Origin of the sequence: Butyricicoccus faecihominis, from assembly GCF_024462775.1 — a bacterium.
GTDB lineage: Bacteria > Bacillota > Clostridia > Oscillospirales > Butyricicoccaceae > Agathobaculum > Agathobaculum faecihominis_A.
In genome coordinates this window covers 1-17,946 of the sequence record NZ_JANGCE010000009.1, presented here as the reverse complement: position 1 = coordinate 17,946, position 17,946 = coordinate 1, and the positions used below count along the sequence as shown (strand labels likewise).

Annotated in this window: 18 protein-coding genes and 1 pseudogene; 7 read left to right on the top strand and 12 right to left on the bottom strand. The window is 59.0% G+C overall.

The genetic code is table 11. The features are described 5' to 3' along the window. The first annotated feature begins 198 nt into the window (after positions 1–198). The 4 genes from NE562_RS06655 to NE562_RS06640 all read left to right on the top strand — a co-directional run bounded on the left by NE562_RS06655 (position 199) and on the right by NE562_RS06640 (position 2,837). Entirely contained in the window at positions 199–1,362 is a 1,164-nt protein-coding gene (locus NE562_RS06655; protein WP_280961631.1) for a DUF819 domain-containing protein, read from the top strand. Positions 1,363–1,433: 71 nt separating this feature from the next. Next, a complete protein-coding gene (locus NE562_RS06650) occupies positions 1,434–2,024 on the top strand; it encodes a tRNA (mnm(5)s(2)U34)-methyltransferase (protein ID WP_280961630.1) in 591 nt (196 codons plus the stop codon). A gap of 6 nt (positions 2,025–2,030) precedes the next feature. Continuing rightward, positions 2,031–2,564, top strand: a complete 534-nt coding sequence (locus tag NE562_RS06645) for a hypothetical protein (protein ID WP_280961629.1) — start codon at positions 2,031–2,033, stop codon at positions 2,562–2,564. Positions 2,565–2,588: 24 nt separating this feature from the next. After that, positions 2,589–2,837 (top strand): hypothetical protein, encoded by a 249-nt coding sequence (locus NE562_RS06640; protein WP_280961628.1) that lies wholly within the window; start codon positions 2,589–2,591, stop codon positions 2,835–2,837. 171 nt (positions 2,838–3,008) lie between these two features. Here the strand turns inward: NE562_RS06640 and NE562_RS06635 are convergent, their stop codons facing one another. From NE562_RS06635 to putP, 6 genes are all read right to left on the bottom strand, one after another. Beyond that, positions 3,009–4,160 carry an IS481 family transposase gene (locus NE562_RS06635; RefSeq protein WP_280961627.1) on the bottom strand — a complete coding sequence of 384 codons (1,152 nt, stop codon included), beginning with the start codon at positions 4,158–4,160 and terminating at the stop codon, positions 3,009–3,011. 140 nt (positions 4,161–4,300) lie between these two features. Continuing rightward, the gene (locus NE562_RS06630) at positions 4,301–4,678 is read right to left on the bottom strand and encodes a hypothetical protein (RefSeq protein ID WP_280961626.1); all 378 of its coding nucleotides are present in this window, start codon (positions 4,676–4,678) and stop codon (positions 4,301–4,303) included. Continuing rightward, positions 4,644–5,909 (bottom strand): diaminopimelate decarboxylase, encoded by a 1,266-nt coding sequence (locus tag NE562_RS06625; RefSeq protein ID WP_280961625.1) that lies wholly within the window; start codon positions 5,907–5,909, stop codon positions 4,644–4,646. The genes NE562_RS06630 and NE562_RS06625 overlap by 35 nt, the downstream gene beginning before the upstream one ends. 38 nt (positions 5,910–5,947) lie before the next feature. After that, entirely contained in the window at positions 5,948–6,181 is a 234-nt protein-coding gene (locus NE562_RS06620) for a DUF3006 domain-containing protein (protein WP_280961624.1), read from the bottom strand. After that, positions 6,178–7,065 carry a ComEC/Rec2 family competence protein gene (locus NE562_RS06615; RefSeq protein WP_280961623.1) on the bottom strand — a complete coding sequence of 296 codons (888 nt, stop codon included), beginning with the start codon at positions 7,063–7,065 and terminating at the stop codon, positions 6,178–6,180. The genes NE562_RS06620 and NE562_RS06615 overlap by 4 nt, the downstream gene beginning before the upstream one ends. 4 nt (positions 7,066–7,069) lie before the next feature. Next, positions 7,070–8,569 carry a sodium/proline symporter PutP gene (gene putP, locus NE562_RS06610; RefSeq protein WP_280961622.1) on the bottom strand — a complete coding sequence of 500 codons (1,500 nt, stop codon included), beginning with the start codon at positions 8,567–8,569 and terminating at the stop codon, positions 7,070–7,072. A gap of 216 nt (positions 8,570–8,785) precedes the next feature. Between putP and NE562_RS06605 the strand changes: the two genes are divergently transcribed. Continuing rightward, positions 8,786–10,177, top strand: coding sequence for a glutamate synthase-related protein (locus NE562_RS06605; protein WP_280961621.1), 1,392 nt, complete (start codon positions 8,786–8,788; stop codon positions 10,175–10,177). A 59-nt stretch (positions 10,178–10,236) separates the two neighbouring features. Here NE562_RS06605 and NE562_RS06600 read toward each other — a convergent pair whose 3' ends face one another. The 6 genes from NE562_RS06600 to NE562_RS06575 form a co-directional block, all read right to left on the bottom strand. Continuing rightward, positions 10,237–10,725, bottom strand: a complete 489-nt coding sequence (locus NE562_RS06600; RefSeq protein WP_280961620.1) for a transposase — start codon at positions 10,723–10,725, stop codon at positions 10,237–10,239. Between the two features lie 89 nt (positions 10,726–10,814). Next, positions 10,815–11,408: a CYTH domain-containing protein gene (locus NE562_RS06595; protein WP_280961619.1), complete on the bottom strand. Its 594-nt coding sequence runs from the start codon at positions 11,406–11,408 to the stop codon at positions 10,815–10,817. Beyond that, the gene (locus tag NE562_RS06590; protein ID WP_280961618.1) at positions 11,408–12,655 is read right to left on the bottom strand and encodes a glutamate-5-semialdehyde dehydrogenase; all 1,248 of its coding nucleotides are present in this window, start codon (positions 12,653–12,655) and stop codon (positions 11,408–11,410) included. Before NE562_RS06590 ends, NE562_RS06595 begins: the two co-directional genes overlap by 1 nt. Continuing rightward, entirely contained in the window at positions 12,652–13,617 is a 966-nt protein-coding gene (locus NE562_RS06585; protein WP_280961617.1) for an alpha/beta fold hydrolase, read from the bottom strand. Before NE562_RS06585 ends, NE562_RS06590 begins: the two co-directional genes overlap by 4 nt. A gap of 24 nt (positions 13,618–13,641) precedes the next feature. Beyond that, positions 13,642–14,445, bottom strand: a complete 804-nt coding sequence (proB, locus tag NE562_RS06580) for a glutamate 5-kinase (RefSeq protein ID WP_280961616.1) — start codon at positions 14,443–14,445, stop codon at positions 13,642–13,644. 110 nt (positions 14,446–14,555) lie between these two features. Continuing rightward, positions 14,556–15,350, bottom strand: a complete 795-nt coding sequence (locus NE562_RS06575; RefSeq protein ID WP_280961615.1) for a ZIP family metal transporter — start codon at positions 15,348–15,350, stop codon at positions 14,556–14,558. Between the two features lie 179 nt (positions 15,351–15,529). On the opposite strand from NE562_RS06575, the gene NE562_RS06570 reads away from it, so the two are divergent. Together NE562_RS06570 and NE562_RS06565 are read left to right on the top strand one after the other, a co-directional pair. Then, a complete protein-coding gene (locus NE562_RS06570) occupies positions 15,530–16,606 on the top strand; it encodes a glycosyltransferase (RefSeq protein ID WP_280961704.1) in 1,077 nt (358 codons plus the stop codon). Positions 16,607–16,664: 58 nt separating this feature from the next. Next, positions 16,665–17,946, top strand: a pseudogene (locus tag NE562_RS06565) (collagen-like protein); the annotation flags it as partial.

Genomic DNA, 17,946 nt, shown 5'->3' with positions numbered 1-17,946 from the left:
TATGTTCCATATGCTTATTGTACCCGAAAATACAGTGTATTGCAAATAAATGCACAAAAAACTTATGCCCAAAAGCAAAATAATTAAGCATATTGCAATGGGAGGAAAAATCATGTATAATGGGAGCAGACAACTGCCGCGCTCCGTGGGGAATTTGGTGGGGCGGGGGAGAAAACTGAAAAAAGAGAGGGAAACTGTATGATCACCAACGGCTTTACTTACATTGCGGTTCTGGTATTTCTGGCCGCCGTTTTGGTCGGCGCGGAAAAGCTGACCAAATGGAAATTCTTCAAGTTTGTGCCGCCTGTCGTGCTGCTGTACCTGCTGACCATGGTGCTTTGCACGGTCGGCGCATGGGATATGGAGGCGACTGCACCCGCGTATGGTGCGATGAAAAACAACATTCTGTACGCCATGCTTGTGTTGATGTTGCTGCGCTGCGATATCCGCAAAATCCTAAAGCTCGGCCCGCGTATGCTGGGCGGCTTTTTCGCGGCAAGTATCTCCATCGCCATCGGCTTTATCGCTACCTACGCCATAATGCACTCCCAGCTCGGTGCGGACGCATGGAAGGCGCTCGGCGCGCTTTGCGGCAGCTGGATGGGCGGTTCGGGCAACATGGTTGCCGTGCAGGAGGCGCTGCATATCGGCCCGGCTGACATGGGCTACGCGCTCGTCATCGACTCGATCGACTATTCCGTTTGGGTCATGTTCCTGTTGTGGGCGATCTCGTTCGCGCCGCAGTTCAACAAGTGGACAAAGGCTTCCACCTCCACGCTCGACGAGGTATGCAAGCGTTTGGAAGACGAGCAGTTGGCGAATGAAAGCCACATCACCTTTGCCGGTTTGCTGTTTCTGGTGGGCAGCGCGCTTTTGGTGTCGGCGGTGGGTCAGAACATCGGTGCGGCTATCAACGGCGTTGCTCCGTGGTTGGATAAGGCGACGTGGACGGTGCTGTTCGTCACGGTTGTCGCGCTGATAGCGGCGGTTACGCCGATGGGCAAGATTGCCGGTTCGGCCGAGCTTTCCAACGTGTTCCTGTATATCGTCATCGCGCTTCTTGCCTCGCGCGCGAGCCTGCTCGAGATGACAGACGCGCCGATGTGGATTCTGTCCGGCTTTATGATTCTCGCGATTCACGGCATCATCCTTGTCGTGCTCGCCAAGATCTTCAAGCTCGATATGTTCACCTGCGGTGTGGCCAGTCTTGCCAATATCGGCGGCACGGCCTCCGCGCCGATTCTGGCGGCGTCCTACTCGGGCGCGCTGGTTCCGGTCGGCGTGCTAATGGCGCTGATGGGTTATGTCATCGGTACCGGCGGCGGTATAATTGTTGCAAATATTATGAGATTGTTTGCGTAAACGCATACTCGAAAATGGACGCTTTCGCGTCCATTTTCTATTTAATTCGGACAAGGGAAGGGAAGATCGCTATGCAGCTCAATACCTTGGGCGCGGTACATGAATTTTTGAGGCGGCAGGTGCGGCCCGGCGCGGTGTGCGTTGACGCGACGGCGGGACGAGGGCGAGACACGGCGCTGCTTTGCAGGCTCGCGGGTGAAGCGGGGCGCGTTTTAGCGTTCGATATCCAACCGGAAGCGATATGGCAAACGCGCGCGCTGCTGGAAAAAGAGGGACTTTGCGCCGAGGTAATACAGGATAGCCACAGCCATATGGAAGCCTACCTGCCGCCTGAAACGGCGGACTGCGTGGTTTTCAATTTCGGCCGCCTGCCGGGCGGCGATCCAGCCGTCTTTACGACGGAGATCACCTCGCTGCCCGCGATCGACGCGGGACTGCGGCTTCTCAAGCCGGGCGGCGTAATGGCGCTGGCGCTGTATTACGGCGGCGCGAACGGCTACGCCGAACGGGACGCGGTGCTGACGCACCTGCAAACGCTGGACGCAAAGTCCTTTACCGTTTTGCGGTGCGACTGGCTCAACCGTCGAAACGACCCGCCGATCCCGATTTTTATCTGGAAAGAACAGGGGCTATGTGGTACAATGAAGCAAAAAGGAGAGTGAAACGATATGCCATGGTGTCCCAAATGCGGGGCGGAATACCGCGAAGGCTTTACGGAGTGCGCGGAATGTCACGTCGCGCTGACCAATATCGAGCCGCGTCCGGAGGAGAAGGAACCGGAACCCCAAGAAGAGTTGATGCCGGAAGGGTTTGAAAATCCCATCGCTATTTATACCGCGTCTTCCAAGGAGGACGCCGACATGCTCTGCGAAGCCCTTCGGGAAGAGAATATCACCGCGGCCACGCGCATGGCGGTGTTTTCACAATTAAACCGCGTCTATGGCGGCGGTTCGGCGCGTTACGGCGTTCAGATTATTGTGGAGGCGAGTCAAACGGCTGCCGCCCGCGCGGTGATCGAGCGTTTCATGAGCGACTTGAAGGACGCCTCGATCGACGACGACGAGCTGGCCCGTCTGGCTGAGGAGCAGGCAACGGAAATGCCCGAGCAGCCGATGGAGGATAACGCTTCTTTCAAAATGATGCCGGTGATCGCGGGTGTGATCGCCTTAGCGCTCGTTTTGCTGTACTTTATCACACGCTGAGCTTAGGAAAGGGGGAGACCTTGCATGCCTTGGTGTCCCAAATGCGGCGCGGAGTTCCGGGAAGGGTTTACAACCTGCAACTCCTGTCATGTGCCGCTGATCGACCATGAGCCGGACGGCACCGAGGAAGTGCCGCCCGAGCCGGAATACGGCGAAAAGTGGCTGCAAAACGATAAGAAGCGCGCCCGGACGCTTACCGCCCTGCGCGCGCTGATCGCCCTGTTTCTAGCAGCGGCCGTTCTGCTGCTCATCGCGGATAAAGGTATTTTTTAAGCCGCGAATCGCTCGCAAAATCATATACGAAAAGGCCGCCCAATCTTGTCAATGTCATTCAGATAAGGTCAGGCAAAGCAAAACGGTATTGCATTTACTGAAAATGTAGGGCGCGACGCCCTCTGTATAGCCCACATGGTATACAACATGTCCAAGCACATGGTATACAGTTTATGTGGCCCAATAAATGTGCTTAGAAGTAATCAATCTCTCGCTGAGATTGATGGAAGCCACACGGAAGGAGCCATAGTGGAGGTCAACAGAATTCTCCCCCGAATCCGTAAGTTGGAGGTAGGTTCCAGCGAAAGCCTCAGAGAGATAGTAGCGATGCCTACAAATGCTAACGTAGCCCTTGTAGTTGACCCTTCTAAGCCTAGCTCCATCAGGATAATCAGGTTCCGGGGGCTGCTGAAGGAACGGCCTGCTGCTGACTTTATAGTGCTTGGCAGGGACATCAAGGCCAAGCGCGGAGTGGGGACGTTCGTAGTTGTACTCATACTGCCAGTCATCAAATGCCTGTTGTGCATCACATAAGTTAAGCATTGTGCGGTGCCTAAGCAATTCTTCCTTCAACGTACGGTGAAAACGTTCCTCCTTGCCTTGGGTCTGCGGGTGCATGGGGCGGCCATGGATCGGCCGGATGTTCAGACGCATCATCCACACATCGAACATGGTGATACCCCCCTTGCTGTCGCCCCAGAGCTTCCCATTGTCGCACAACAGTTCATGCGGTAGACCGTACATCTCGAAAACTTGGACAAGGGCAGGATAAAACCTTTCGTAGGACAATGAGTCCTCAGCCTTTAGGCACAGAGAAAACCGGGAGTGGTCATCCAAAATCGTCAGTGGATAGCACCGCTGCCCATTGAGCATCGTAAAGTCGCCTTTGTAGTCCATTTGCCACAAATCGTTAGGACATTCTCTGGCAAAGCGATTAATGGGCTTGTGTTTCTGGCTGATTTCCGGTTCGATTCGCTCGTTTCGCTTAAGAATATTGCCGATTGTGCTTTTGCATGGCAGTTCTGTGTAGCCTTTATTTTGCAAATATCGCTCCAGCTTTCTGGGACCCCACGCCGGATGTTCATCCCGCGCGGACAATATCAGTTCTTGCGTTGCTGCCGATGTCTGGGTTCTTTGATGCGTCGGTGCCCGACTGCGGTCGGTCAGTTCCTCTCCAGCCTGAAACCTTCGTAACCACTTATAACCTGTTTTTCGTGTGATTTCGTGTTTTCTACATAGAGCGCTAAAACTTATCTCTCGTTGATGCGCCTCCTTTACAAACGTTTCTCGTTCTGACTTTACTGTTTTCTCTTTCCACGGCATAAGCAATTCTCCTTTTCCCACTTATACCGTTATTTTACTCCTAAACTGTATACCATGTGCTTGGACAAACTGTTTACTATGTGACTGGGCTATACAGCCCTCGGCGCGCCGAGAGCGAAGCACCGGGATAAGTGAGAGCATCAAACAGGCCGGTACGGCCGAGCGAAGGGACATGGTTTCTCAGGAAGCGTTACGTCCATTCGAGACGGCGCGCCGAGGGCGTCGCGCCCTACTAGCTCGGTGAATCCCTTGTTTTTTTCTATCGTTTTCTTTAACTGAATGAAATCGCCGATCTTGGGCGGCCTTTTTTCAAGCTTTCTAAAACGATTTTTGACAGTCTGTCGATCGAAACAAAGCCCCATTTCGATCAAATATTCTGGCTTCTGCGCGCGCCTTTCAGGCATACTTTTGTGCGCGCTGCGGCGCGAGGGGTTCTTTGACAAGTTGGCAAAGGCCGCCCAAAATTGGGCGGCCTTTTTCATATCAATCGATATCGTCGAACAGATGCGTAAAATCAAATGTTGCGAAGTAGTCCTTCGGGGTCTCTGCGCGGCGCATGAGCTCGGTCGTGCCGTCCTCGCGGAGCAGAACCTCGGCGGAGCGAAGCTTGCCGTTGTAGTTGTAGCCCATCGAGAAGCCGTGCGCGCCCGCGTCGTGAATGAACAGATAATCCCCGATGTCGATGCGGGGCAGGTTGCGGTCGATCGCGAACTTGTCGTTGTTTTCGCACAGGCCGCCGGTCACATCGTAGGTGCGGTCGTGCAGGGCGTTTTCCTTGCCCAGCACGGTGATGTGATGGTAAGCGCCGTACATGGCGGGGCGCATCAGGTTGGCCGCGCAGGCGTCCAGCCCGGCATATTCCTTGTGCGTGTGCTTGTGATGGATGCACTTCGTAATCAACGCGCCATAGGGGCCGAGAATGAAGCGCCCCATCTCGGTGTAGATGGCGACGTCGCCCATGCCGGCGGGAACAAGGATCTCGTCATACGCGCGGTGCACGCCCTCGCCGATCGCGAGGATATCGTTCGGCTCCTGCCACGGCTTATAGGGGATGCCCACGCCGCCCGACAGGTTGATGAACGCGATGTGCACGCCGGTTTCCTTTTGCAGCTCGGCCGCGGTCTTGAACAGGATGCGGGCCAGCGCCGGGTAGTACTCGTTCGCCACGGTGTTGGAAGCAAGAAACGCGTGAATACCGAAGTTTTTGACGCCCTTGCTCTTCATGATTTTGAACGCTTCGGAAAGCTGGTCGCGGGTCATACCGTACTTGGCTTCCTGCGGGGTGTCCATGATCTCGTTTTCGAGGACAAAATCGCCGCCCGGATTATAACGGCAGGACATGGTCTCTTTCCACGTGCCCACTCGGTCGTAATAATCCAGATGGGTGATATCGTCAAAGTTGATGATCGCGTCCAGATCGGAGGCAAGCTTGAAATCCTCATCCGGCGTGACGTTGGAGGAGAACATGATATCGTGTCCCGTGACGCCGCAAGCGCGGCTCATCTGAAGCTCCGTGTAAGAGGAGCAGTCGCAGCCAAAGCCTTCCTCGTGCAGGATCTGAATCAGGCGCGGGGTGGGCGTTGCCTTTACGGCAAAATATTCGCGGTAGCCGGGGTTCCAAGCAAAGGCCTGACGTACCTTGCGGGCGTTTTCGCGAATGGCCTTTTCATCGTACAGGTAAAACGGGGTGGGGTAAGTCTTTACCATCTCCTCCACTTCGGGGAGGGTGACAAAGGGTTTCTTTTCCATTGAAATTTTCGCCTTTCCTTTATAGCTTGAGGGGGTGGTTAGTCGTCCATATTCTTGCCGAGCAAGCGCTCGAACCGGCGGCGCATATCGTCTTCAATGCGCTGGGTCTCCAGTTCGTCAATAGCGGTGATGCGGCCATTTTCAACGGTGACGACCATACCCTCCGCTACCATGGCGGGTGCTTCGGCGCGGGGAAAACGGATCAGCTCGTCATCGATCTCGACGATGACGAAATCGCCTTCAAAGCGATCCACAATACCGGATTGTTTCATGCAGCATTCTCCTTGGTGACAGATGGTTGGTCGAACGGAAGGATCACCGCGCCTTCTTCGGCGGTGATGTGGATGGTGGAAACGCCGACCTTTTGAAGATTTTGCAGCGTATCCGGGTCGGGGTGTCCGAAATCGTTATCCTGCCCGCAGCTGATCACGGCGACGGAGGGATGAACGGCACGGAGAAACGCGGGGGTGGACGAGGTCGCGCTGCCATGGTGGCCCACCTTCAGCACCTCGCACGAGAGGCGGGGATGCTTGCTGAGAAGCGCCTTTTCGGCGGCGGCCTCGGCGTCGCCCATCAGAAGCACGCTGTGCTCTCCCGCCACAAAGCGGGTGATGAGCGACCGGTCGTTTAGGTTTTTCACTTTTTCGCGCGACGGCGCGGGGCCAAGAAATTCGAGCGCCGCGTCCGAACGGAAGCGAAGCGTTTCGCCGTCCTCGGGAACGATGGGGCGGATGCCGCGCTTTTCAAGGGCGGTGAGCAGCCTGTCGTACGCGGCGGTGTTCGCGGTTTCCGGGCCCATGTAGAAATTATCGATGGGGAAGGCGTCCACCACCTGCGCCATGCCGCCGATATGGTCGGCGTGCGGATGGGTCGCGACGGCCGCGTAAAGCTTTTTCACGCCGAGCGCGCGGAGGTATTCGACCACCGTATCGCCCGCGGAGGCCTCGCCCGCGTCGATCAGCACGGCGTCGCCGCCCGAAAGGAGCAGCGTCGCGTCGCCCTGACCAACGTCGATAAAGTGTACGGCGGTGTCCTCCGTGAGCACGGAGCCGCCGAAAGAATAACCGGCAAGGCTCAACGCGCCGTCCGCTATGACCAACAGGGCCGCGAGAAGCAGCAGTACAAGACGGAGCTTGCGATGTGCGCGGGTCTTCAAGCGATTACTCCTCGCAGGTACGGTAGGTATCGAACTTATCCGTAATCTCAGCCGAGGGGGCCGGGGTCAGCAGGCTGACGATGACGATGGCAATCAGGCCGCAGACAAAGCCGGGCACGATCTCGTACAGATCGAAAATGCCGCCGTGCAGCTGCGCCCAGACCAGATCGACCACGCCGCCGACGATGATGCCGGCAAAAGCGCCCTGCTTGTTCGTGCGCCGCCAGAACAGCGAGCACAGCACCAACGGGCCGAAGGCCGAGCCGAAGCCGGCCCAAGCATAGGAGACCAGACCGAGCACGGTGCTGTTCTGATCGGTGGCGATGAGCGCCGCGATGACAGCGACCGACATAACGCAGATGCGGGAGACCCACATCAGTTCGCCGGCGGAGGCTTTGGGCCGGATCTTGTTGTGGTAGAGGTCCTCTGTGATGGCCGAAGCGGTAACCAGCAGCTGGCTGTCCGCCGTAGACATGATCGCGGCCAAAATAGCGGAAAGGAAGATGCCGCCGATGAACACCGGGAAAATACGGCCGACCATGGTAATGTAAATCGTCTCTTCCAGACCGCTTACATTGAGCAGGCTGTCGCCCAGATACATGCGGCCCGCAACGCCGATGAGCACGGCCGCCGTCAGCGAGATCAGCACCCATACGGTTGCGATATGGCGGGATTTCTTGATGGCCGAGGGCTTTTCAATGCCCATGAAACGCACAAGGATGTGCGGCTGGCCGAAGTAGCCGAGGCCCCACGCGACCAGCGAGAGAATACCCATAAACGTGAGCGGCGTATTGGTCGCGCCGTCGACAAACATGCTCAGGAAGTTGGGGTTAAACGTCTGAACCTGCGTGAAGAAGGAGCCGACGCCGCCGAGCTCGGTGATGACGATGGTGGGCACCGCGAGCACGCAGAAGAACATCAGCAGGCCCTGAAAAAAGTCGGTCCAGCAAACAGCGAAAAAGCCGCCCGCGAAGGTGTACGAAATGACGACCACCGCGCCCACGGCCAGCGATACCAGATAGGGAATGCCGAACACGGAAGAGAACAGCTTGGCGCACGAAACGAAGCCGGAAGCCACATAAAACAGGAAAAACACCAGAATGAACATGGCGGCGATCACAGAGATCATACCGCTTTGATCCTGAAAACGGTTTTTAAAGAATTGCGGCAACGTGATCGCGTCGTTCGCGACCTTGGTATACTGGCGCAGCGGTTTGGCGACCAGCAGCCAGTTCAAATAGGTGCCGACGGCGAGACCGATCGCGATCCAGCCCGCGGAAATGCCGGAAAGATAGGCCGCGCCCGGCAGGCCCATGAGCAGCCAGCCCGACATATCGCTGGCTTGCGCCGACATGGACGTGACCCACGAACCGAGTTTTCTTCCCCCGAGGAAATATTCGGTCGTGGTACGGTTTTTGCCGTAGAAAAACATACCGATGCAGATCATAAAGATCAGATAGCACGCGAAGGCGATGATGATCACCAAGTTGTTGCTGATAAACATATTTTCAATTACCCTCCCTAAAATACTCCTTTATTATACATGGAACCGCACTTTTTTGCAATAACGTGGTGCAATATAAAGAACCCGTAAAAGGGGTTTGTGCAATTCGTCCAATTCCGGCTTGGCTGTTGCCACGGAATATATTTTAATTGACAAACCGATAATTGGTTATATAATAGTATTATATCCTAATTAGGAAAGAAAGGAAGGCTGGATATGGCAGTATACCGTTGCAAGATCTGTGGCTATGTGTACGATGAGGAAAAAATGGGCAAGCCCTTCGCCACTTTGAGCGAGTGCCCGCGCTGCGAGCAGGCGATCGGAAATTTTGAACTGGTGGAGGGAGAGCCCGCGCCCGTTCCCGCGCCTGTGCCTGCGCCCGAAACTTTGGCCTATCCGGCGGCGCACGCCAGACAGGACGCTTCGGTCCGCTACATGGATGAGATACACGAAATGGCGGTATCCGGCAAGCCGATCATCGCGGCCATGGGCACCCAGATGGCGATGCCGGGCTTTGACGATATCCTGCTGCTCGGCGCGCAGCTCAACCCGCCGCCGCTTGAGGAGCACGCCGAAGTGAATGTGCAGACTGTGATCGGCAAGCGGGCGAAAAAGCCGATGGTGCTGGAAAGCCCCATCTACATTTCGCATATGTCGTTCGGCGCGCTTTCGGCGGAAACCAAAACCGCGCTTTCCCGCGGCAGCGCGATGGTGAAGACAGCCATGTGCTCGGGCGAGGGCGGCATCCTGCCCGCCGAGCGCGAAGCCGCCTATCAATACATATTTGAATATGTGCCCAATCTTTACAGTGTGACCGATGAAAATTTGAAAAACGCGGACGCGATCGAGATCAAAATCGGTCAGGGCACCAAGCCCGGCATGGGCGGCCATCTGCCCGGCGGCAAGGTCACGCCGGAGATCGCCGCCGTGCGCGGCAAGCCGGTGGGGCAGGACGTGATCAGCCCGTCGAAATTTCCGGGTATCGATTCCAAGGAGGATTTGAAGCGGCTGGTGGACGAGCTGCGCGAACGGTCGGAGGGCAGGCCGATCGGCATCAAGATCGCGGCGGGCCGCATCGAAGATGACCTCTCCTATTGTGTATTCGCGGAACCGGATTTTATTACGGTTGATGGGCGCGGCGGCGCGACCGGCGCGAGCCCCAAGCTGATCCGCGACGCGACCAGCGTGCCGACCGTTTACGCTCTGCACCGGGCGCGCAAATATCTGGATAAGCACGGCAAGGGCATCGATCTGGTCATTACGGGCGGCCTGCGCGTGTCCGCGGACTTTGCCAAGGCTATCGCCATGGGCGCGGACGCGGTCGCCATTGCCTCCGCCGCGCTGATCGCGGCTGCCTGTATGCAGTACCGCATCTGCGGCACGGGCAAGTGTCCGGTCGGCGTGGCGACGCAGGACCCGGAGCTGCGTCAGCGCCTGCATGAGGACGCGGCGGCGCAGCGCGTGGCCAATTTCCTGACCGTTTCGACTGAGGAGCTCAAGACCTTTGCCCGTATCACCGGGCATGAGGATGTGCACGATCTGTCGGTAAACGACCTGTGCACGGTGAGCCGGGAGATATCAAAGTATACGGATATCAGACACGCTTGAGAGCTAGGAGTTAGAAAATAGGAATTAGGAGTTGGGGCGGCGTTTGCCGCCCTTTTCCTTTAGAAATACGCGTCGTCCGCCCATTTTGCGGGGTTCTCGTCGATATATGTCCAATGAGTTTGCAGGTCCGCGTCATTGCGGATGATATGGTCGTAATAGCCGGTTTGCCATAGGCTGCTGCCGCAAGCACGCCGCGTCATGGCCTTAAATCCTTTTATAATATTCGGCACCGACGTTTGGGTAGGGCGGGGTGACCCCACCCCGCCGACATCCGGAGAAAGTTCCAGCAGAATATGTATATGGTTTGGCATGACGACAAAATGCAGTAAACGAACATTATGATATGCTTCGGACATGGTCTGAATTATTTTGCATACTTTTTTGCCGGTTGCCGTGAGCACGGTGAGCGGCGGGGTGAGGTCACCCCGCCCTACAATCTCGCCCAGCGAATGGACCTTGTTTTTGGTGCAGATCGTCAGGAAATACACGCCGGTTTTGCTGTAATCGTAGGCTTTCAGGCGTGGATGCTTTCTTTTAGGAAGCTGCATACGGGTATCTCCACCTTTGTAAAATGACGTAAGACATTTTGTATAGAAAACCGGCGGTGCGAAAACACCGCCGGTTTTGCTGTATTTTGTTATAGCTTCATTGCCCGGGCGAGCTTGCTTTCGGGCTCCGGGACGAGGGAGAGATGCTCGGCAAGCTCGGCGGCAAGGGCGTGGAAGGGTTCTTCGCTGCCCACGATATGCTCAAGCTCGATCTCGCACAGCGGCGCCGTTCTGCCTTCATGCTGCAATTCGCCCTGATCGAGGGCGAGCTCGCACACCGTGTCGTTTTGCTGGATGAGCACGGCGACGCGCATGAAATCCACCGTGCATTGCACGGCAAGCTCGGCCGAAGCGGCCTTGGCGCACAGATCCTTTGGCGCGCCGGCTTCCGGCAGGCGGGCAAGGCCTTCCTCAATCGTGGCGGCCTCGCACTCGTATTCCTCGTGCGTCCGCATGCCTTCCGGCGTTGATACGTTGCGCAGCTTCATGCAGCACACGCCGCGGCTGTTTTCCAGCCGCAGACGAAGCGCCGCCTCGTTTTGCTGTAAAAGTCCGTCTGCGGAGTCAAAATACTGCGACCTCATGTGGATGGTTCGGCTGGCGCTGCCCAGCCTGCCGGAAGCCCACAGCAACGCGCCGCCGAGCAAGGCTTCGTCCGCACGCCATTTGTATTCACGTTCCATTAACGCACCTGTCCGTTTCCATATACGATATATTTGGTGGAGGTGAGCGCGGTCAGGCCCATGGGCCCGCGCGCGTGGAGCTTTTGGGTGGAAATGCCGATCTCGGCGCCAAAGCCGAACTCAAACCCGTCGGTAAAGCGGGTGGAAGCGTTGACATAGACGGCGGCGGCGTCGATCTCTTCCAGAAAACGCTGGGAAGACGCGTAATCGCGGGTAACGATACTCTCGGAGTGGCCGGTGTTATAGCGGTTAATGTGATCGATCGCTTCGTCCAGCGAATCGACCACCTTGACCGAGATCTCAAAATCGAGGTACTCCTTGCCCCAATCCTCATCCGTGGCGGGCAGGACGGCTTCGCCTAAGATCTCCTGCGTGCGCGGACAGCCGTGCAGCTTGACGCCGCTCGGCGCGAGGCCCTCGGCCGCCATGGGCAAAAAGGCCGCCGCAACGTCGCGGTGGACGAGCAGACTCTCCGCCGCGTTGCACACGGAGGGGCGTTGGCACTTGGCGTTGACCAGAATGCTCTGCGCCATGGCGAGGTCGGCCGTGGAATCGACATACACGTGGCAGTTGCCGGTGCCCGTTTCGATGACCGGCACGGTCGCGTTTTGCACGACCGTTTGGATCAGCCCGGCCCCGCCGCGCGGGATGAGCACGTCGAGATAGCCGTTCAGGCGCATCATTTGGTTCGCGCTGTCACGCGTCGTATCCTCCACAAGGTTGATGGCGTTCTCCGGCAGGCCCTCGGCGGCGAGCGCCGCGCGCATCAGCCCGGTCAAGCACAGGGAAGAGTGGAACGCCTCCTTGCCGCCGCGCAGGATGCAGGCCGAACCCGCCTTGAAGCATAATGCCGCCGCGTCCACGGTGACGTTGGGGCGCGCTTCGTATATGATGCCGATCACGCCCATGGGCACGCGCTTTTCGCCGATGTTCAGGCCCGAGGGCGTTTTGCGCATCCAAAGCATTTCCCCGATTGGATCGGGCAGATCGGCCACCTTACGGCAACCCTCCGCTATGCCCGCGATGCGCTTTTCATCAAGCATCAGCCGGTCGATCAGCCCCTCGCCAAGGCCGCTCGCGCGGCCCGCCTCGATATCGGCGCGGTTGGCGGCGATGATCTCGTCCGTGTGCGCCAAAAGCGCGTCCGCAATGGCCGATAGGCCCCGGTTTTTGTCGTTCGTGCCCAGCTTGGCAACGGCGCGCTTTGCTTCGTTCGCGTCGCGGGCAATGTCCATCAGTTGTCTCATTGGTGCACCTCTTTTTCTGCTTTTGCCAGCTGCTCGCGTATATGGCGCGCGAACAGATCAGGTCGATCAATCATCGGGCTGTGGCCACAGTCCGCCATCACGACAAGCTGCTTTTCCGGCGCGTCTATGCGGTCGAAGTAGCGTTCGACCGGCGCAAGGTGGGTGATATGATCGCGCGCGCCCTGTATGAACAGCGCGGGAACGCGCCAGTGCGCGCTGAACCGGGTAAGATCGAAAACGTTCATGCAAGCGCACAGCAGCGGCGTGCTCGTCAAGTTGCCGCGGATAATATCGATCAGGTCGCGTTTTTGAAGCGTGGGGCTGCGCCGCACGGCGGGGATCAGCGGTACCGGGTTCGGCTCGCGCAGGCCGTATTTGTTGCGCAGTTTGGTCATGGCGGCGTAGTGGCGCAAGCCTTTTTTATCCCAGTGGTCGGGCGGATAGGGCTGCATGGAAGCGAATCGAGCCTGATCGCGCGGCGTGCCGCGTTCGGCCAGCGCCTTGCGCAGCGCCGCGGTCGAAGCCTGCTCGGCCGCCGTCATGGAAACGACCTGTCCAACGCCGATATAGCGCGCGATCCGCTCCGGATGGCGCAGCGCGTACAGCGCGCCAAGCACCGTGCCCCAAGAGTGGCCCAGCAAAACGATGGGGGAGCCGGGAAAACGCTTTTTCAGTAGCTTGATCACGCCGTCCAAATCATGAAGCATCAGGCCGATCGAAAGCGGCGCGTCGGGATTACGGCGCAGCGTGCGTCCCGCGCCGCGCTGGTCGTAAAAGGCAAGGGTGCAGGCGTCGCCCAACATGTCATGGTAAGCATATGCAAAGCAACTTTCGCTTACGCCCGGCCCGCCATGGAGAAACAGGACCACGGGCTTGCCGGGCGCGGCGGGCAAGGTGAGCAGATAGGTCTCCGTGCCGTTCAGCGGAATGAATTCTTCAATCCAGTTTTGCGCCTGCTTCATGTTTTACAGCTCCCTTCGCGCCTATCAGGCACGCTCTCTGGCAAACAGCGTGCCCACCGGTTTACCATCCACGATGTCGTATAAAATATCGGCGTTTTCGCCGTTAGCCACCAGCATGGGGATGCCCGCGTCCATGCACAGCTCGGCGGCGGTCAGCTTGGTCGCCATGCCGCCCGTGCCGCCGGACGAGCCCGGCCCGCCCGCCATGCGGCGCACCTTCGCGTCGATGTTGGAGATTAGGGGCAGCAGCTTTGCCTGCGGGTTTTTGCGGGGATCGGAATCGTAAAGACCGTCGATATCGGTGAAAATGATGAGCAGATCGGCTTCGCACATGCGCGCGACAACGGCGGAAAGCGTATCGTTATCGCCGAAGTTTTCGATATGCACCAGCTCGGCGGTGGCGACGGTGTCGTTTTCGTTGATGATCGGGACGACGCCGGTCTGCAAAAGCGCGGAAAAGGTGTTGTGTATGTTTTCCCGCTGGCCGTCGTTCGTGATATTTTCCCGTGTCAGTAATATTTGCGCAACATTGATGCCGTATTCCAAGAACATTTTGTCGTATATATGCATCAGCTCGCATTGGCCTACCGCGGCGGCGGCCTGTTTCATGGAAAGCTTATGCGGCCGCTCCCGCAGACCGAGCTTGGCCGCGCCCACGGTTACCGCGCCGGAGGATACCAAAACCATTTCAAAACCGCGGTTTTGCAAATCGCAGATGCAGCGGACGAGCTGCTCGATGCGCCGGATGTTGAGCTTGCCGTTATCATAAGTAAGCGTAGAGGTGCCGACCTTGACGACGATACGCCGCACCTCGTTGATGTTGAGCATGGTAATATCTCCTTGTTACACACATTTGTATCCAGCTTTATTTTAGCACAGCAAAACGTCCCGCACAAGGCAAACAAAAAATGTTTCTTTTTCCGCCGGTATCTCGGAAGTCAGCCCAGCGCCACGTCGAGGATCATCATCGCGAGAAAGCCCGCCATGACGCCCATGGTGCCAAGGTTGGAATGCTCGCCCAAATGGGCTTCGGGGATCAGCTCCTCCACCACGACGTAAAGCATCGCGCCCGCCGCCGCCGCGAGCAGCCACGGCATCAGAGGGGCGATATCCTTCGCCAGCAGCACGACTAAAATGCCAAAGATCGGTTCGACGACGCCGGACAGGCTGCCGTAAAGGAACGAACGGCGCGCGGAAAGGCCTTCCTGCCGAAGCGGCAGGGCGACGGCCGCGCCCTCCGGAAAGTTCTGTATGCCGATACCGACGGCGAGCGCCAGCGCGGCGGCATACATGGCGGGATCGCCCCCGTGCTGCGCCGCCAGCGCGAAGGACAGGCCGACTGCCATGCCCTCCGGTATATTGTGCAGCGTCACCGCGAGCACCAAAAGCGTGGTGCGGTGAAGCGGAGAGGGCAGGCCCTCGGGCGTATCGCCGTCCGGGTGAAGGTGGGGCAGCAGTTGGTCGAGCAGCAGCAGCAGCCCCACGCCGAGCAGGAAACCGCCTGCGGCGGGGACCCAGCCGACCATGCCCTGCGCTTCCGCTTCCTCAATAGCGGGCACCAGCAGGCTCCATACGGAAGCCGCGATCATCACGCCCGCGGCAAAACCAAGGCACAGGCGCTGCAACGTTCTGCTTTGGCCGCGGCGCACCAGAAAAACAAGAGCCGCGCCAAGCGTTGTCATGAAAAATGTAAAGCCGGTACCGGCGGCCGCGTAGGCGAGTGGACTGGACATAAAAAACACTCCTTTTCAAATTGGATGATAACCGCGCTTGCAATTTCTCATTGTATGCGTGACGCGGGTGAGAGGGTTTGGGTTAGCTTGTGCTAACTTAAAGTATAGCGCGGTTTCTCATCTGTGTCAAGCAGCCAAGCCGCGGCATACAATGCGGGGAGGAAAGGGGCGTGTATCGCATGGTTTCGATCAGCCTGTGCATGATCGTGAAGAATGAGGAAGAGGTGCTCGCGCGGTGTCTGGACAGCGCGAAGGATATAGCGGATGAGGTGATCGTCGTCGACACCGGGTCGACGGACCGGACAAAGGAGATCGCCGCGCGTTATGGAAACGTATATGACTTTGTTTGGTGCGATGATTTTGCGGCCGCGCGCAATTTTGCGTTCGCGCAGGCGACAAAGGATTATTGTATGTGGCTCGACGCGGATGATGTGATCGCGCCCGCCGACCGGGAGCGCTTTTTAAAACTCAAGCAAACGCTTGATCCGGCGGCGGATGTCGTCATGTTGCCCTACCATACCGCGTTCGATGAGCGGGGCGCGCCGTGCTTCACCTATTTTCGCGAACGGCTGCTGCGCCGCGCGCGCGGCTTTCAGTGGCAAGGGGCGGTGCATGAGGTCATCGCCCCGTCGGGGTTCATCCTTTATGGGGACGCCGCGGTGGAACACCGAAAGGAACGGCCCGGCGACCCAGACCGCAATTTGCAGATCTATGAAAAGCTGCTGCGCGAAAACGGCTCGCTCGATCCGCGCGGCCAGTTCTATTATGCCCGGGAGTTGCTTGCCCATAAGCGCTATGCGGAAGCGGCGGATGCTTTTGCCAATTTTTTATCCAGACCGGATGGGTTTGTGGAAAACCGTATCGAAGCCTGCCGCCAGCTGGCGGAGTGCCGGAAAGCGCTCGGCAAGCCGGAGGACGCGCTGATGAGCCTTTTTCAAAGCTTTGCTTTTGCCGCGCCGCGGGCCGAGACCCTGTGCGCGCTTGGCGCGTTTTTTATGGAGCGGCAGGATTATGAGCAGGCGGCTTTTTGGTACGAGGCCGCGCTCCGCGTCAAGCAGGATGCAAAAAACGGCGGCTTTACCGTGACCGAGTGCTACGGTTATTTGCCCTGTATCCAGCTTTGTGTGTGCTATGACCGTCTGGGCGAGCGCGAAAAAGCGCGGACGTGGAATGAGAAGGCCGCGGCCTTTCGGCCCGATTCGCCAGCCGTGCGGCACAATCGTCAGTATTTCGCGGGCAGCGGCGGGGCCGGCTGAATAGAATGCTTTAGCCGCGCGTGTGAAAAGCGTGCGGCGTATGGAAAGGATGGATCGAATGAACGACAGAATGAATCGCGGCGGCTGCGGCGGTTCGCTGAACGGCTGGATGGATGAGCTGCGAAGCGAATGTGGCTGCGGCCAGCCGACGACGCCCTGTCCGCCGCCTTGCCCGCCCGGGCCCACCGGGCCGACAGGCCCGCGCGGCGAGCGGGGATATATGGGTCCCGCCGGTATGCCCGGCCCCAGAGGGCCGGAAGGTCCGAAGGGCGATCCCGGCATGCCGGGCCGTCCCGGCGCGACCGGGCCGACCGGTCCGATGGGACTGCGCGGACCGACCGGCGCCACTGGCGCTACGGGTGCGACCGGCGCCACGGGTGCGACCGGTCCGATGGGGCTGCGCGGGCCGACAGGCGCGACAGGTGCCACCGGCGCGACAGGTGCGACCGGCGCTACGGGTGCGACCGGCACACCGGGCTCGGCCAGTATGACCGGTGCTACCGGCCCCACCGGGCCAACCGGCGCGACCGGTGCGACCGGCCCGATGGGGCTGCGCGGATCGACCGGCGCGACCGGTACGACTGGTGCCACGGGCGCTACCGGCACTACCGGCACGCCCGGCCTGACCGGCGCCACCGGTGCTACGGGCGCTACGGGTGCTACCGGTGCGACTGGTCCGACCGGTGCGACCGGCCCCAGAGGTGCGACCGGTCCGACCGGCGCGACCGGGCAAAAGGGTGACGCTGGCGCGGCGGATACCATTACCGTAAGCACGACCACGACCGGCGAGCCCGGCGACGCGGCCGCTGTTGTAGACGTCACCGGCAGTCCGGACCACGTGCTGGAGTTCAATATTCCGCGCGGTGCGACTGGCGCAGCAGGAACAACCGGCGCGACCGGGATGACCGGTGCGACCGGCCCGCAGGGCGTGCAAGGCATCCAAGGGCCGCAGGGTCCGCAGGGAGAGCGAGGCCCGCAGGGCATTCAAGGACCTCAAGGTGAGCGTGGAGCAACCGGCCCCACCGGTCCGACTGGCGCAACCGGCCCCACCGGTCCGACCGGCGCAACCGGCGCCGCAGGTGCGAACGGCACCACCCCCGTCATCACAGTGGCGGGCACCGTGACCGGCGATCCCGGCAGCGATGCGAGCGTTGATGAGACCTTTACGCCGCAGGGCGCACAGCTACTATTCACCATCCCTGCCGGCGTGACCGGCCCGACAGGCGCTACCGGCACCGCAGGTACGGCGGGAGCAACCGGAGCAACCGGCCCGACCGGCCCGACGGGCGCGACCGGCACGGCAGGCGCGGCAGGAGCGACAGGTCCCACCGGCCCGACGG

Excerpts from the sequence above, each read along its gene's own strand:
- NE562_RS06655 (WP_280961631.1), top strand. The coding sequence starts at position 199 with ATGATCACCAACGGCTTTACTTACATTGCGGTTCTGGTATTTCTGGCC.
- NE562_RS06650 (WP_280961630.1), top strand. The coding sequence starts at position 1,434 with ATGCAGCTCAATACCTTGGGCGCGGTACATGAATTTTTGAGGCGGCAG.
- NE562_RS06645 (WP_280961629.1), top strand. The coding sequence starts at position 2,031 with ATGCCATGGTGTCCCAAATGCGGGGCGGAATACCGCGAAGGCTTTACG.
- NE562_RS06640 (WP_280961628.1), top strand. The coding sequence starts at position 2,589 with ATGCCTTGGTGTCCCAAATGCGGCGCGGAGTTCCGGGAAGGGTTTACA.
- NE562_RS06635 (WP_280961627.1), bottom strand. The coding sequence starts at position 4,160 with ATGCCGTGGAAAGAGAAAACAGTAAAGTCAGAACGAGAAACGTTTGTA.
- NE562_RS06625 (WP_280961625.1), bottom strand. The coding sequence starts at position 5,909 with ATGGAAAAGAAACCCTTTGTCACCCTCCCCGAAGTGGAGGAGATGGTA.
- NE562_RS06620 (WP_280961624.1), bottom strand. The coding sequence starts at position 6,181 with ATGAAACAATCCGGTATTGTGGATCGCTTTGAAGGCGATTTCGTCATC.
- putP (WP_280961622.1), bottom strand. The coding sequence starts at position 8,569 with ATGTTTATCAGCAACAACTTGGTGATCATCATCGCCTTCGCGTGCTAT.
- NE562_RS06605 (WP_280961621.1), top strand. The coding sequence starts at position 8,786 with ATGGCAGTATACCGTTGCAAGATCTGTGGCTATGTGTACGATGAGGAA.
- NE562_RS06600 (WP_280961620.1), bottom strand. The coding sequence starts at position 10,725 with ATGCAGCTTCCTAAAAGAAAGCATCCACGCCTGAAAGCCTACGATTAC.
- NE562_RS06595 (WP_280961619.1), bottom strand. The coding sequence starts at position 11,408 with ATGGAACGTGAATACAAATGGCGTGCGGACGAAGCCTTGCTCGGCGGC.
- NE562_RS06590 (WP_280961618.1), bottom strand. The coding sequence starts at position 12,655 with ATGAGACAACTGATGGACATTGCCCGCGACGCGAACGAAGCAAAGCGC.
- NE562_RS06585 (WP_280961617.1), bottom strand. The coding sequence starts at position 13,617 with ATGAAGCAGGCGCAAAACTGGATTGAAGAATTCATTCCGCTGAACGGC.
- proB (WP_280961616.1), bottom strand. The coding sequence starts at position 14,445 with ATGCTCAACATCAACGAGGTGCGGCGTATCGTCGTCAAGGTCGGCACC.
- NE562_RS06575 (WP_280961615.1), bottom strand. The coding sequence starts at position 15,350 with ATGTCCAGTCCACTCGCCTACGCGGCCGCCGGTACCGGCTTTACATTT.
- NE562_RS06570 (WP_280961704.1), top strand. The coding sequence starts at position 15,530 with ATGGTTTCGATCAGCCTGTGCATGATCGTGAAGAATGAGGAAGAGGTG.